The sequence below is a fragment of the Micromonospora sp. NPDC047738 genome, from assembly GCF_040642675.1.
Taxonomy (GTDB): Bacteria; Actinomycetota; Actinomycetes; order Mycobacteriales; family Micromonosporaceae; genus Micromonospora.
In genome coordinates this window covers 40905-54985 of record NZ_JBEYSO010000001.1, presented here as the reverse complement: position 1 = coordinate 54985, position 14081 = coordinate 40905, and the positions used below count along the sequence as shown (strand labels likewise).

General features: G+C 73.4%; 11 protein-coding genes and 2 tRNA genes. 5 read left to right on the top strand and 8 right to left on the bottom strand.

Going from position 1 to position 14081, the window contains the following annotated elements; genetic code table 11:
• The first annotated feature begins 8 nt into the window (after positions 1–8).
• Positions 9–827: an isocitrate lyase/phosphoenolpyruvate mutase family protein gene (locus ABZ783_RS00280; protein ID WP_357433207.1), complete on the top strand. Its 819-nt coding sequence runs from the start codon at positions 9–11 to the stop codon at positions 825–827.
• 96 nt (positions 828–923) lie between these two features.
• On the opposite strand, the gene ABZ783_RS00275 is transcribed toward ABZ783_RS00280, so the two are convergent.
• Entirely contained in the window at positions 924–1163 is a 240-nt protein-coding gene (locus ABZ783_RS00275) for a DUF6458 family protein (RefSeq protein ID WP_357433205.1), read from the bottom strand.
• 174 nt (positions 1164–1337) lie between these two features.
• On the opposite strand from ABZ783_RS00275, the gene ABZ783_RS00270 reads away from it, so the two are divergent.
• Together ABZ783_RS00270 and ABZ783_RS00265 are read left to right on the top strand one after the other, a co-directional pair.
• A tRNA-Gly gene (locus ABZ783_RS00270) sits at positions 1338–1410 on the top strand.
• A gap of 57 nt (positions 1411–1467) precedes the next feature.
• Positions 1468–1542, top strand: a tRNA-Val gene (locus ABZ783_RS00265).
• A 22-nt stretch (positions 1543–1564) separates the two neighbouring features.
• On the opposite strand, the gene ABZ783_RS00260 is transcribed toward ABZ783_RS00265, so the two are convergent.
• Both ABZ783_RS00260 and ABZ783_RS00255 read right to left on the bottom strand, forming a co-directional pair.
• The gene (locus ABZ783_RS00260) at positions 1565–2134 is read right to left on the bottom strand and encodes a hypothetical protein (RefSeq protein WP_357433203.1); all 570 of its coding nucleotides are present in this window, start codon (positions 2132–2134) and stop codon (positions 1565–1567) included.
• Between the two features lie 92 nt (positions 2135–2226).
• A complete protein-coding gene (locus ABZ783_RS00255; RefSeq protein WP_357433201.1) occupies positions 2227–4470 on the bottom strand; it encodes an MMPL family transporter in 2244 nt (747 codons plus the stop codon).
• Positions 4471–4837: 367 nt separating this feature from the next.
• Here ABZ783_RS00255 and ABZ783_RS00250 point away from each other — a divergent pair, with 367 nt between their 5' ends.
• Positions 4838–5845: an NAD-dependent epimerase/dehydratase family protein gene (locus ABZ783_RS00250; protein ID WP_357433199.1), complete on the top strand. Its 1008-nt coding sequence runs from the start codon at positions 4838–4840 to the stop codon at positions 5843–5845.
• A 67-nt stretch (positions 5846–5912) separates the two neighbouring features.
• Here ABZ783_RS00250 and ABZ783_RS00245 read toward each other — a convergent pair whose 3' ends face one another.
• On the bottom strand, positions 5913–6887 hold the full coding sequence (locus tag ABZ783_RS00245) for a nitroreductase (protein ID WP_357433197.1): 975 nt from the start codon (positions 6885–6887) through the stop codon (positions 5913–5915).
• A 188-nt stretch (positions 6888–7075) separates the two neighbouring features.
• On the opposite strand from ABZ783_RS00245, the gene ABZ783_RS00240 reads away from it, so the two are divergent.
• Positions 7076–7714, top strand: a complete 639-nt coding sequence (locus ABZ783_RS00240; RefSeq protein WP_357433194.1) for a response regulator transcription factor — start codon at positions 7076–7078, stop codon at positions 7712–7714.
• Positions 7715–7760: 46 nt separating this feature from the next.
• Here the strand turns inward: ABZ783_RS00240 and ABZ783_RS00235 are convergent, their stop codons facing one another.
• From ABZ783_RS00235 to ABZ783_RS00220, 4 genes are all read right to left on the bottom strand, one after another.
• Complete coding sequence (locus tag ABZ783_RS00235; protein WP_357434276.1) at positions 7761–9434, bottom strand: GAF domain-containing sensor histidine kinase; 1674 nt, start codon at positions 9432–9434, stop codon at positions 7761–7763.
• Positions 9435–9515: 81 nt separating this feature from the next.
• Positions 9516–10592: a nitroreductase gene (locus tag ABZ783_RS00230; protein WP_357433192.1), complete on the bottom strand. Its 1077-nt coding sequence runs from the start codon at positions 10590–10592 to the stop codon at positions 9516–9518.
• A 109-nt stretch (positions 10593–10701) separates the two neighbouring features.
• Positions 10702–11628: a universal stress protein gene (locus ABZ783_RS00225; RefSeq protein WP_357433190.1), complete on the bottom strand. Its 927-nt coding sequence runs from the start codon at positions 11626–11628 to the stop codon at positions 10702–10704.
• Positions 11580–13982: a phosphoketolase family protein gene (locus ABZ783_RS00220; protein ID WP_357433187.1), complete on the bottom strand. Its 2403-nt coding sequence runs from the start codon at positions 13980–13982 to the stop codon at positions 11580–11582. The genes ABZ783_RS00225 and ABZ783_RS00220 overlap by 49 nt, the downstream gene beginning before the upstream one ends.
• Positions 13983–14081: the final 99 nt, after the last annotated feature.

The following is a 14081-nucleotide window of genomic DNA, read 5'->3' as shown; positions in this document are numbered from 1 at the left end:
CTGGTCGGGTGAACGATCACCACAGTCAAGCCCTGCGCTTCCGTTCCCTGCACGTCCCCGGCGAGCCGCTGGTCCTGGTCAACGCCTGGGACGCCGCCAGCGCCCGGATCGTCGCCGCCGCCGGCGCCCGGGCGGTCGCCACCACCAGCGCCGGCGTCGCCTGGAGCCTCGGCGCCCCCGACGGCGACGCGCTCGGCCGCGCCGCCGCCGTCGACCTGGTCCGGCGGGTCGTCGCGGCGGTGCCGCTGCCGGTCACCGCCGACATCGAATCCGGGTACGGCGACACCGCCGACGAGGTCGCCGTGACCGTCGAGGCGGTGATCGCGGCGGGCGCGGTCGGGGTGAACGTCGAGGACGCCCGGCACGACGGGGAGGCGCCGTTGCGCGCGGTCGACGAGCAGTGCGCCCGGCTGGCCGCCGTCCGGTCCGCCGCGGACCGGGCCGGGGTCCCGTTGTACGTCAACGCGCGCGTCGACACGTTCCTGCGGGGCGCCGGTGGCGTCCCGGGGACGGTGGCGCGGGCCAAGGCCTACCTGGCCGCCGGCGCCGACGGGGTGTTCGTGCCGGGCACGGTGGACCCGGCGACGGTGGCCGCCCTGGTCGAGGCGATCCCGGCCCCGCTGAACGTGCTGGCCGGGCCGGGCGCCCCGGCGGTGCCGGAGCTGGCGAAGCTGGGGGTGGCCCGGGTCAGCCTCGGCTCCTCGGTCGCCGAGGCCGCGTACGCGGTGGCCCGCCGGGCCGCCGTCGAGGCGTTGGCCACCGGGACGTACGGCGCGCTGGCCGACGCCCTCGACTACGGCACGCTGAACGAGCTGATGCGCGGCTGACCGGGCCGGGAAGGGGTGCCGGCCGCGCTGGCCGGCACCCCCGTACGCGTATCCCTGGTCCCGGGACCGATCAGTTGCGTCGATTCCCTCGACGGGTCACAGCGGTGGGGCGACGTCCCGGCGCTCCTCGACCCGCCGGTATTCCACCGGCTCGGCCGTGGTGACCACCTCGCGACGACGGCCCCAGACCAGCGTGGTCATGATCAGGCCGAGTACGCCGGCCGCCATCAGGATCCAGCCGACGACGTCCAGGCTGACCCCGCCGATGTGGGCGTTCAGCGCGAAGGTGAGGATCGCGCCGACGGCGATCAGGAAGATGCTGGTACCGATTCCCACGACAGCCTCCTTCGGGGGGACGGGTTGTGCTGTCGAGTGCAGTCAGTACCCCGACGGCGACCAGCGCAATCACCAGGCGTGGCGACACGGCCGGGCGGGCGGGTGGGGCCTGCCGCGCGGCGATCTTGTCATCGGGTACAGTTCTACCCGTCGCCGACGCGAGCCGGCGACAACGCGGACGTAGCGCAGCTGGTAGCGCATCACCTTGCCAAGGTGAGGGTCGCGGGTTCGAATCCCGTCGTCCGCTCGCGATCCGCCCCTCGCGGGGCGACCGCCGCCGGTGTGTCAAATTCGGCGAGCGCTCGGGCGATTGGCGCAGTGGGAGCGCGCTTCCTTGACACGGAAGAGGTCACTGGTTCAAACCCAGTATCGCCCACCAACGGTTGTCAGCGGGCCCGGCGTCAGTCGGCGCCGAGCACGATGATGCTGCCCTCGCCCGCCCGGTAGCTGTCCAACAGCTCCGGCAGGGTGGCCGGACCCGCGTGGTCCAGGCACAAGACCGGGCGTAGCCCACCGCCGACGACCTCGCCGTCCTCAGTCATCGCGGGGCGATGATCCGGCCCGGGGAGCAGCCCCGGGTAGGCGGCGAGGGCGTCGACATCGATGTCGATCTCGCGGTAGAGGACGGTCACCTGGCCCCCGTCGATCGTCTCGTTGGCGACGTCCGCGGCGGACCGCCGGAACTCCACACCGTGTTCGACGAGGCTCTCGGCCATCCTCTGTGGTCGGGTCACCAGTCGGACACCCAGGCGCGAGCAGGTCAGCTCGACCGTGGCCCGCAGGTCGTCGGGCAGCAGGTAGAAGACTCCCTCCTCGCCCTCGTGCCCGTAACCGAACAGGTCACACGCCACCCGTTCGTCGGGGCCGCCACGGGTGTCGAGGCCGAGGACGATGTTCAGCTCGTCGGGCGCCGCGGGCGGGACCGCGGCGATCCACATCCGCGCCGAGTCGTCACCGCAGACAATGTTCATGCCGGGAAGTAAATCACCGGCCCACCCGGCGACAGTCGGCACCGCACGGACCCGCGCCGCGACGCCAGGGCGCGGGTCCGCTCTGCCACCCTCTAGCTCACCGGGACCGGCTCGCGGGCGGGAGCCGGGTGCTCCTCCTTCTCCTCGGCCACCTCGCCGTGCGACAGCGTGGGCAGCCAGTTGAGCCAACTCGGCAGGTACCACGCCCGGTCGCCGAGCAGCTTCATGGTGGCCGGCAGCAGGACGGCGCGCACGATGGTGGCGTCGATCAGGATGGCCACCGCCAGGCCCACCCCCATCTGCTTGAAGCTGAGCAGCGACATGGTGCCGAACACCGCGAACACCGCCACCATGATCAGCGCGGCGTTGGTGACCACGCCCGCCGATGCCTTGATGCCGTGGGTGACCGCGCGCTCCGTGGACATCCCGCTGTCGTACGCCTCGCGGATCCGGCTGAGGATGAAGACCTGATAGTCCATCGACAGTCCGAACAGGATGACGAAGAGGAACAGCGGCAGCCAGTTGACGATCGCTCCCGGCGTGAAGCCGAGCAGGTCCGCGCCGTGCCCGTGCTGGAACACGAGCACCAGCACGCCGTAGGCGACGGCCACCGACAGCAGGTTGAGCACGATCGCCTGGATCGCCACCATGATTGACCGGAAGCTGCTCAGCAGCAGGAAGAACGCCAACAGCAGCACGAACACGAGGACCAGCGGAGCGGTGCGGGACATCTGCCGGTTGAAGTCCACGGTGGCGGCCATGGCGCCGGTGACGTACGCCTGCGTGTCCGGCTGCGCGCCGACGGTCTCGGGCACGATCGTCTCCCGCAGCGCCGCCACCGACTTCCGGCCCTGCTCGCCGTAGCCGATGCTCAGCGAGACCGTGGCCACCGTCTTCGCCGGATTCACCTGCACGCTCACCGGTTCGTGCGCCACGCCTGTGGCCAGTGCCCGATCCTTCAGCCGCCCGATCGCCTCCTGCATCGCGGGGCTGGACACGTCCGGCGCCTGGACCGCCACGGTGGCCGGCTCGTTGCCGCCCGGGAAGGCCCGGTCGATCGCCTTGAACGTGGCCGCGATCGGATAGTCGCCCTGCAGGTCGTCGATGCCGGGCTGGCCGAGCCGCATCCCGACGGCGGGCACCGCCAGCGCGACGAGCACGCCCACGGTCAGCACGGTGGACAGCCACGGACGGCGCAGCACGCCGGTGAGGATGACGTTCCACGCCCGGCCGCCGCCGGCCCGGCCGCCCAGCCGCCGCGCCCAGGTGACCCGGCCACGGGTGACCACCCGGACGATCCCGTGGATCACCCGGGCGTCGACGGCGTCGCCGAACACCGCCAGCGTCGCCGGGAGCACGGTCACCGAGGCCACCATGGCGGTCAGGACGACCAGGATCGTGCCCTGCGCGAAGCCCATGAAGACGCCGTGGTCGGTGAGGAACATGCCGGCCATCGCCACGATCACGGTGACGCCGGAGATCAGCACCGCCCGGCCGGAGGTGGCCGCGGCGATCTCCAGCGCCCGCTCCTTCGACCGTCCCTTCGCCCGCTCCTCCCGCTCCCGCCGCACGTAGAACAGGGAGTAGTCCACGCCCACGGCCAGCCCGATCAGCAGCATCAGGTTGGTCGTCGTGTCGGCCACGTGCAGCACCTTGCTGGCCAGGGCGAGCAGGCCGGTGGCGGCGAAGAACGCGGTCATCGACACCCCGAGCGGGATGAGCATGGGCAGCAGGGTGCCGAAGGCGATCAGCAGGATGATCGCGGTGATCGGCAGCGACAGCGCCTCGGCCCGCTGGAAGTCCTCGTTGACCGCCACGCCGGCCAGCCGCTGCATGCTGGCCGCGCCCGCCTGCTCCACCCGCAGGTCGGGGTGCCGGGCCTGGACGCCGGCGACCGCGTCGAGGACCGGCTGGACCCGCTCGTCCGCGGTGTCGCCGGCGCCGGTCATGTCGAACAGCACCAGCGCGGTGGTCCCGTCGGCGGTCCGCGGCGCCGGGGCGGCCGGGTCGTACGGCGTGCGCAGGTGCTCCACCTGGCCGGTGGCCTGGACCGCGCTCGCGACGTCCCGCACCGCTTGGCGGAACTCGGGGCTGTCCACGGTGATCCGTCCGTCGCGGGCCTGGACCAGCACCATCTCGCCCGCCACGTCCGGGAAGCCGGCCTCGTCGATGATCTGCTGGGCCCGCCGCGAGTCGCCGTTCTGGCCCTCGTAGCTCTTCATCGGGGTGGTGCCCACGGCGTTGCCGACGACGGTGGCGAGCACCACGAACGCCAGCCAGAGCAGAATCGCCCACCACCGGTGACGTGCGCTCCACCCGCCGACACGGGCAGCCACACTCTTCGTTTCCCTGGCCCGTTCCCTGGTCAATGTCGGCCTCCGCCGTCTTTGATGAACGCTTGTTGTGGTCTGCGCGCCCCACCACGCGCGTCGTCGCCAGTTCGACCGCCGCTCGTCCTCGTGGCGTACGCCGTCGAGCTCCGGCGATCGACTGAAGCAACCGGTCCTCGAGGCCGCCTCGACGCCGTCCACAGCAGCCGCCGTCCCGCGACGCACGGCGGCCTGCGCCGGTCACCCTCGCCCCAGCCCCGCCGCTCCAGGAGCGCCGGCTTCGGCCGGCCGGCGGAGGGTTTCTGCCGTGGGCAGATCCGCTCACCGTGAACGTTGCTCACTGGCGGGTCGAGCAGGGGGCAGGGTGGGGCGTATGAGACTGCTGGTGTTGGGTGGGACGGGATTCGTGGGTGGGGCCGTGGTGGCCGAGGCGGCACGTCGGGGCTGGTCGGTGACGGTGTTCAACCGGGGGCTGCACGGCGACGTGCCGGTGGGCGTACGCCGGTTGCGGGGGGACCGGACGGCGCCGGACGGGTTGGCGGCGCTCGCCGGCGGTGAGTGGGACCTGGTCGTGGACACCTGGGACGGCGCGCCCCGGGCGGTGCGGGACGCGGCCCGGGCGCTGGCCGACGCGGCGCCGCACTACGTCTACGTCTCCAGCGGGTCGGTCTACGCCGAGCCGGTGCCGCCCGGCGTGGGCGAGGACGCGCCGACCGTCGACGCTGCGGCCGACGCGGTCGACGGCGACTATCCGCAGCTCAAGGCGGGCGGGGAGCGGGCCGCGGTCGAGGTGTACGGCGAGCGGGCGTTGCTGGCCCGGGCCGGGTTGATCCTCGGGCCGGGGGAGGACATCGGGCGGCTGCCGTGGTGGTTGCAGCGGATCGCCCGGGGCGGGCCGGTCCTGGCTCCGGGGCCACGCGACCTGCCGCTGCAGTACGTCGACGCGCGGGACCTTGCGATCTGGCTGCTGGATCGAGGTGCCGAGGGCGTCGGTGGGGCGTACAACGTGGTGAGCCGGACCGGGCACGCGACGATGGGTGAGCTGCTCGACGCGGCCGTCGTGGTGACCGGCGCGGACGCCAGCCTGCACTGGACGGACCCGGAGCCGATCCTGGCCGCGGGCGTGGAGCCCTGGAACGACCTGCCGATCTGGATTCCGTCGGGCCACCCGTACCGTTGGTTGCAGGAGCGGGGCGTGGAGCGGGCGTACGCGGCGGGGCTGGTCTGCCGGCCGGTGGCCGAGACGGTCGCCGACACCTGGCGCTGGCTGCGCGCGGTGGGCCAGGTGCCGCCCCGCGCCGGGCGGCCGGCCCGGTCGGCGGTCGGGCTCGACCCGGAGCGGGAGGCGAAGCTGCTGGCCGGCCTTACCCCGACGGCCTGACCTGCGCCGGACTTGCTGGCCGCCGCGCTGCCGAGGCGCGACGCCAGGACCCGGACCCGCGGCCACGTCAGGCCGGCACCACCGGCAGGTCGAGCACTTCCGCGACCGGGCGGCGCGGGGTGGCGGTGCCGGGCTGGCCGTAGCCGATCCGCATCACCATCTGCGGGGTGCCGAACCGGCCCAGGGACAGCCGCAGCGCCTCCCGCGCCCCGGGCACCTCGATCGGCTGGGAGATCAGCGACACGCTGAGCCCGGCATCGGTGGCGGTGAGCAGCACCCGTTGCAGGGCCTGGCCGGCGATGACCTGGTCGGCGGCGGTGTTCCCGGTCGAGCCGAGCACGGCGACCAGCGGCTCCGGTTCGAAGTCCCGGCCGGGTGCCCGGTTGCGGCCGCCGAAGCCGCGCTGCGGCAGCAGGTCCTGCGGCTCGCTCGGCGGCCCGCCCGCGGCGGCCGGTACGCCGTCGGGCGAGGGCTCGGCGCGGATCCACTCGGCCCGCTCGGCCGCGTACGCCGGATCGCGTTCCAGGACCCGGTGGGCGCTGCGGGCGACCTCGGCGAGCGCGTTGACCGCGCCGGTGCCGATCACCAGCTCCAGCCAGCACTGCTCGGCCCGGGCGGCCTCACCGAGCCGCCAGCGGACGTCGGCGGGGACCGGGTCGGGCCAGAACGGGGCCCGGTTGCTGAACCGGCGGTGGATGGCCGCGGACAGGCTCTGCTCGGCGGGAGTCGGGCGGCGCGGCAGGTCCGGGACCAGCCGGGCGACCACGTCCGGGTCGGCGGGGTACGGGCGGAGCCGGACCGTGGCCGGCGTGCCCGCCACGGCGAGCGCCAGCCGCAGGTTGAACAGGGCCGCCCCGCAGGCGATCCGGGTGCCCCAGCCGGTCGGGTCGGTGGCGGGCAGCCGGCGCAGCGGGTCGACGGAGAGTTCGATCCCGCCGTCGCGCAGCCGGAACCGCCACGGCTGGGTGTTGTGCAGGGAGGGCGCCCGGATGGCGTCGGTGGCGGCGGCCCGCAACTGCTCGACGGTGAACCCCGTGGTCATGGTGGTGCTCCTTCCGTGGCAGGTCGTGCCCACCTTCCGGGTGGTTCCGTCCCACGGTGCGGCAACCAGCAGCTTCGCGAGCAGGGCCGGAGGTCCCCACCTGGGCGGGCCCGTCCGCCTGCGGCGACGCGGCACGGTAGGGACCTTCGGCCCGTGCCGAGCCGGGGCCGGCGGGGTAGAAAGGACGGATGATCCGGGTGTTCCTGCTCGACGACCACGAGGTCGTCCGTCGTGGCCTTGCCGACCTGCTCACCAGCAGCGGCGACATCGAGGTGGTCGGCGAGTCCGGCTCCGCCCAGGAGGCCGCCCGCCGGATCCCGGCGCTCCACCCCGACGTGGCGATCCTCGACGCCCGGCTGCCCGACGGCAACGGCATCGACGTGTGCCGGGACATCCGGGCCGTGGACTCCTCGATCAAGGGGCTGATCCTCACCTCGTACGAGGACGACGAGGCGCTGTTCGCGGCGATCATGGCGGGTGCCGCCGGGTACGTGCTGAAGCAGATCCGGGGTACCGACCTGGTGGACGCCGTCCGCCGGGTCGCGGCCGGGCAGTCGCTGCTCGACCCGGCGATCACCACTCGGGTGTTGGAGCGGATCCGCAGCGGTGTCGAGCAGCCGCGCGAGCTGAAGTCCCTCACCGAGCAGGAGCGGCGGATCCTGGAGTACGTGGCGGAGGGGCTCACCAACCGGGAGATCGCCGGCAAGATGTTCCTCGCCGAGAAGACGGTGAAGAACTACGTCTCCAGCGTGCTGGCCAAGCTGGGCCTGGAGCGGCGTACCCAGGCGGCGGTGCTGGCCACCCGGCTGCTCGGCCCGCGGCACTGACGGCGCCGGCCGCCCCCCGCGCGCCGCAGTTGAGCTGCCCTGCGGCTCAGTCGCGCAGCGGGACGCTCCAGCGCACCTCGGTGCCGTGCGGGACCACCCGGCTGAGCTGGAAGTCGCCGCCGAGCCGATCGGCCCGCTCGCGCAGGTTCACCAAGCCGCTGCGGGCCGCCTCCGGGTCGCAGCCGACGCCGTCGTCGGTGACGGTGACGCTCACCCAGCCGGCGTCGACCCGTACCGTCACCGACACCCGGTCGGCCTGCGCGTGGCGTACCGCGTTGGACAGCGCCTCCCGCAGCACGGCGGTGAGCTCGGGTCGCAGCTCGTCGGGGACGGCGCTGTCGATCGGGCCGCTGAGTTCCAGGTGCGGGCGGTGGCCCAGCGACTCGGCGGCCACCTCGATGGCCTCGCGGATCTCGGTGCGCAGCGCGGCGCTCATCGGTGTGCGCAGCTCGAAGATCGTGCGGCGGATGTCCCGGATGGTGGCGTCCAGGTCGTCGACCGCCTGGTTGATCCGCTTGGCCACCTCGGGCCGCATCGCCACGGGGGCGGTGCTCTGCAACTGCAGGCCGGTGGCGAACAGCCGCTGGATCACCACGTCGTGCAGGTCGCGGGCGATCCGTTCGCGGTCCTCCAGGACCACCAGCAGTTCCCGTTCCTCCTGGCCCCGGGCCCGTTCCATGGCCAGTGCGGCCTGCCCGGCGAAGCTGTTCAGCAGTGCGGCGTCGTCTTCGCCGACGGGACCGTGGTCCGGCCGGTGGGCGATCACCAGCACGCCGTGCAGGGCGTCCGCCGCGGCGAGCGGGGAGACCACCGCCGGCCCGGCGACCACCGGCCGCGGCCAGGGGGCGGCCTCGGCGAGGCTCGCCAGCAGCTCGTGGCGGCGTTCGGTGACCGAGCCGGCGAAGCTGGTCTCGGCGGCGGGCAGCACCACGCCGACGAGGTCCCGGGCGGCCCCGTCGGTGCCGTCGACCACCTCGACGGTGAACTGGCCCTCGTCCTCGTCGTAGAGCAGCACCAGGGCCAGTTCCGCCTCGGCGACCTCCCGGGCCCGCCGGGCCACCAGGGTCAGCGCGTCGGTACGCCGGACCTCGCCCAGCAGCACCGAGGTGATCTCGGCGGTCGCGGCCAGCCAGCGTTCCCGCCGGTGGGCCAGCGCGTAGAGGCGGGCGTTCTCGATCGCGACGCCGGCCGCGGCGGCCAGCGCGACCACGATCTCCTCGTCGTCCTCGGTGAACTCGGCCGCGCCCTGCTTCTCGGCGAGGTAGAGGTTGCCGAAGACGTGGTCGCGGATGCGCACCGGCACGCCGAGGAAGCTGTGCATCGGCGGGTGGTGCGGTGGGAAGCCGTACGACAGGGGGTGCTGGGTGATGTCCGGCATGCGTACCGGGCGGGGGTCGTCGATGAGCAGGCCGAGCACCCCGCGGCCGTGCGGCAGCTCGCCGATCTTCGCGTGCAGCTCGTCGCTGATGCCGTGGATGATGAAGTCGTGCAGCAGCCGGTCCGGGCCGATCACGCCGAGCGCGCCGTACTTCGCGCCGACCAGCTCGCACGCCGACTGCACGATCCGCTGCAGGGTGCTGCGCAGGTCGAGGTCGGTGCCGATGCCGACCACCGCATCGAGCAGGGCGCGCAGCCGTTCCCGGCTGGTCACCACCTCGCCGACCCGGTCGAGCATCTCCTGCAGCAGCTCGTCGAGCCGGACCCGGGACAGCGGGGTCAGCCCCAGGGACGGGGTGACGTGCTCGTTCCGGGGATTCGGTGCGCTGGCCACCGGCCGATGTTATCGCCGGAGACGAGGTCGCTATGCGCCGGCGCGTACCGCGGAGGTGTCGACGATCTCCTCGGTGGGCAGGCGCGGGGTGTGCGGGGGGCCCGCGTGCGCCGGGTCCGCGAGCCCCAGCCGCAGCGCCAGGTACGGGAAGCCGAGTCCGGCCAGCAGCCGGCGCACGGTCTGCCGGGTGCCCGCCACCTCCACCACGCCGCTGAGCGGCACCATCGACGCGCCGAGCCGGGTGGCGGTCAGCCAGGCGGCGGAGAGTCCCTCACCGGCGCGCAGCCAGTTGTCCGGCTCGTCCTCGGTGTTCCAGAGGATCCCGTAGACGGCCGCCCGGTCGTGCCCGGGGCCGATCGGCAGCGTGCCGGGACGGCCGAAGTCCCGGGCCGGCACGGTGGTCTGCGGGGCCTGCTCGGGCAGCACCTCGGGCGGTAGCCCGGTGCCGGTGCCGGCCCGGCTGGTCCAGTACTCGAGCTCCTCGCGGGTTTCCGGGTCCTCCGCCGCCACCGTGGCGGCCTGTCCGGCCGCGGCGGCCAGCTCCATCACCTGGTCGGAGTCCAGCACCTCGAGCCGTACGCCCTCCGCGAGGGCCGCCCGCACGATCTCGTCGAGGGCCGGGCCGGGCAGTGGCTCCTCGCGCACCGGCCGGCGGTCGGTGTGCCGGACCTGCATGCACTGCACGAGGCGCATCGCGTCCGGATCCGCCCCGGTGTGCCGGAACCCGGTGAGCCGGGCGAGCAGTTCCGGCTGTGTCGGGTCGGGCAGCCGCTCCACCAGCGCCGTCCAGCCCTCGGCGGCCAGCGCCACGCGTGCGTGGTGCAGCGCCGCGCCGCAGCTCAGGGTCACCAGCCGGCCCTCCGGGTCGGTGGCGGTGAGCCGGGCTTCCCGCACCATCCGCAGCTCCAGCGCGTCGGGGAGCACCTTCCAGCGCCACGGCTGGGTGTTGTGCACCGAGGGGGCGCGACCGGACGTTGCGGCGGCCTCGGTCAGCGCGGTGGTCAGCGCCCGGTCGGTGGTCGGCGTCTCGTGGCTCATCGTCACGACCTTTCCGTTTCCCTCATCGTGCCCCACTGCGCTCGGGTCCGGGCGGCCTTGCCGGTCCATCCTCTGGCATCCGGTGGGCGGTCGCACGGCCCGTACGACCCGCGTACCCGGGACCTTCGACCGACGCTGAACAGCCTCGTTGCCCCGGTGCGGCCGCCCGCGTCGCCGCTCAGCGTTCCCGGACCACCGCCACCGGGCAGCTCGCATGGTGGATGAGCTGCTGGCTGACCGAGCCGAGGAGCATCCCCCGCAGCCCGCCCCGGCCCCGGCTGCCGACCACCACCAACTGCGCCGCCCGGCTCGCCTCAACCAGCAGCGCGGCCGCGTTGCCCGGGCTCGACTGGATCTCGACCGGGACGTCCGGGAAGGTCTTCCGCCAGGGGGCCAGGCTCTCCTCGGCCGCCGCCCGTTCCGTGGCCTCGGTCTCCTCCGGACCGGAACCGGGATCCACCCACCGCTCACTGGGTGGCGCCCAGGCCCGCAGCAGCCGCAGCGGCACGTCCCGCTGGGCGGCCCGCTCGACGGCGAAGCCGAGCGCCCGCAGGGAGGACTCGGAGCCGTCCACGCCGACCACGACCGGCCCGGAGATGGCCACCTGCCCCTGCCGGACCACCACCACGGGGCAGTGCGCGTGGGCGGTGGCGGAGACCGCGGTGGAGCCGACGAGTAGGCCGCCGAAGCCGCCGTGGCCCCGGCTGCCGAGCACCAGCAGCCCCGCGTCGGCGGAGCGTTCCTGCAGCACCAGGGCGGGCGGGCCGTCGAAGACCTCGCCGGTCACGGTGAGGCCGGGCCGTTCGGCGCCGGCGTCCGTCGCCGCCTTGCGGACCAGCTCCTCGACCTTGCGCCGGGCGGTCTCGTCCGGCCAGATCCCCGGGGCCACCCCGGGTCCGATCCAGCCGACCACCGTCAGCCATTCGAAGACGTACGCCAGCCGGACCGGCCGGCCGGAGCGGCCCGCCTCGTCCAGTGCCCAGTTCAGGGCCACCGTCGAGTCGGCGGAGCCGTCGTAGCCGACCAGGATCTCGTCGCGGCTGACGTCGGCCGGGTTCACTGCCCGCCTCGCAGGCCGAGCTCGGTCTCCCGGATCCAGCGCCACTCGGCGACCTTGGGGTCGTCCTCGCCGTACTCGCGGGTGTAGTCGCGAGCGGCCTGCCGGGCGTCGACCATGTCCTGGCGCAGGTGGGCGGCGCGCGAAGCGAGCCCGGGCACCCGGTCGATGACGTCGATGACCAGGTGGAAGCGGTCCAGGTCGTTGAGCATCACCATGTCGAACGGCGTGGTGGTGGTGCCCTCCTCCTTGTAGCCGCGCACGTGCAGGTTGTCGTGGTTGGTCCGGCGGTAGGTGAGCCGGTGGATCAGCCACGGGTAGCCGTGGTACGCGAAGATGATCGGCTTGTCGCGGGTGAAGATGGTGTCGAACTCGAAGTCCGGCAGGCCGTGCGGGTGCTCGGAGGGTGGCTGCAGCCGCATCAGGTCGACCACGTTGACCACCCGCACCTTCAGCTCGGGCAGGTGCCGCCGGAGCAGGTCGGCCGCGGCCAGCGTCTCCAGCGTCGGCACGTCACCGGCGCAGGCGAGCACCACGTCCGGCTCGGTGCCCTGGTCGGTGCTGGCCCAGTCCCAGATGCCCAGGCCGCGCCGGGCGTGCTGGATGGCCTCGTCCATGCTCAGCCAGTTCGGCGCCGGCTGCTTGCCGGCCACCACCACGTTGATGTAGTGCCGGCTGCGCAGGCAGTGGTCCATGGTGGAGAGCAGGGTGTTGGCGTCCGGCGGCAGGTAGACCCGGACCACCTCCGCCTTCTTGTTGACCACGTGGTCGATGAAGCCCGGGTCCTGGTGCGAGAAGCCGTTGTGGTCCTGCCGCCAGACGTGGCTGGAGAGCAGGTAGTTCAGCGAGGCGAGCTGCTCCCGCCAGGGGATGCCCCGGGTCACCTTCAGCCACTTGGCGTGCTGGTTGACCATCGAGTCGACGATGTGGATGAACGCCTCGTAGCTGGTGAAGATGCCGTGCCGGCCGGTGAGCAGGTAGCCCTCCAGCCAGCCCTGGCAGAGGTGCTCGGAGAGCACCTCCATCACCCGACCGTCCGGCGACAGGTGGTCGTCGCCGGGGACCGTCGCACCGACGAACGCCCGATCGGTGACCTCGAAGGCGGCGCCGAGCCGGTTGGAGGCGACCTCGTCGGGCCCGAACAGGCGGAAGTTCTGCGGGTTGGCGGTGATCACGTCGCGGATCCACGGGCCGAGGACGCCGGTGGAGCCGGCCACCGGCTCGCCCGGATGCTCGACGTCGACCCCGTAGGCGCGGAAGTCCGGCAGGTTCAGGTCGCGCAGCACCAACCCACCGTTGGTGGCCGGGTTGGCGCTCATCCGCCGGTCCCCCTTCGGGGGCAGGTCGACCAGTTCGGCGACCGGGGCGCCGGTGGCGTCGAAGAGTTCCTCCGGCCGGTAGCTGCGCAGCCAGCGCTCCAGCTCGGCCAGGGCCTCCGGGCTCTTGCGTACCCCGTCGACGGGCACCTGGTGGGCGCGGAAGGTCCCCTCGACCGGTTTGCCCTTGACCTCCTGCGGGCCGGTCCAGCCCTTCGGCGTACGGAGGATGATCATCGGCCAGCGGGGGCGCTCGACCCGGCCGCCGGAGCGGGCCCGGCGCTGGATCTCGGCGATCTCGTCGAGCGCCCGGTCCAGCGTCGCGGCGAGGCTCTGGTGCACCCGGGCGGGGTCGTCGCCGGCGACCACGTAGGGCTGGTAGCCGTAGCCGCGCATCAGGCCGAGCAGGTCGTCCTCGGGGATCCGGTCCAACACGCTCGGGTTGGCGATCTTGTAGCCGTTGAGGTGCAGGATGGGCAGCACCGCCCCGTCCCGGGCCGGGTTGAGGAAGACGTTGGACAGCCAACTGCCGGCCAGCGGACCGGTCTCCGCCTCGCCGTCCCCGATCACGCAGGCCACCAGCAGCTCCGGATTGTCGAAGGCGGCGCCGTAGGCGTGGCTCAGCGCGTATCCCAGCTCGCCGCCCTCGTGGATCGAACCCGGCACCTCCGCGGCGACGTGGCTGGGGATGCCGCCGGGGAAGGAGAACTGGCGGAACAGCCGGGCCATCCCCGTCTCGTCCCGGGTCACGGAGTGGTAGAGCTGGCTGTAAGTGCCCTCCAGCCAGGTGTTCGCCACGATCGCCGGTCCGCCGTGGCCGGGACCGGTGAGGTAGATGACGTTCAGGTCGCGGTTGACGATGACCCGGTTGAGGTGGGCGTAGATCAGGTTCAACCCGGGGCTGGTGCCCCAGTGCCCGAGCAGCCGGGGCTTGACGTGCTCGGGCTTGAGCGGCTCGCGGAGCAGCGGGTTGGCGAGCAGGTAGATCTGCCCGACGGTGAGGTAGTTAGCCGCCCGCCAGTAGGCGTCAAGCCGGCGCAGCTCGTCTTCGGTCAGTGGGCTGTGCAGGTCGAGAGCGGTGTCCATGCTGCAATAGCCTCTCGCGGCTCGGGGACTTCTGCAGCCCGTAGGCGGATATCCCGCCCGGGCGGGTCCAGCTTGGCCCCGTGCCGGTCGGGCGGTCAG

Bases quoted from the DNA above. Each gene is read 5' to 3' on its own strand.
- ABZ783_RS00250 (WP_357433199.1), top strand. From the start codon at position 4,838: ATGAGACTGCTGGTGTTGGGTGGGACGGGATTCGTGGGTGGGGCCGTG.
- ABZ783_RS00230 (WP_357433192.1), bottom strand. From the start codon at position 10,592: ATGGACCGGCAAGGCCGCCCGGACCCGAGCGCAGTGGGGCACGATGAG.
- ABZ783_RS00260 (WP_357433203.1), bottom strand. From the start codon at position 2,134: ATGAACATTGTCTGCGGTGACGACTCGGCGCGGATGTGGATCGCCGCG.
- ABZ783_RS00240 (WP_357433194.1), top strand. From the start codon at position 7,076: ATGATCCGGGTGTTCCTGCTCGACGACCACGAGGTCGTCCGTCGTGGC.
- ABZ783_RS00245 (WP_357433197.1), bottom strand. From the start codon at position 6,887: ATGACCACGGGGTTCACCGTCGAGCAGTTGCGGGCCGCCGCCACCGAC.
- ABZ783_RS00220 (WP_357433187.1), bottom strand. From the start codon at position 13,982: ATGGACACCGCTCTCGACCTGCACAGCCCACTGACCGAAGACGAGCTG.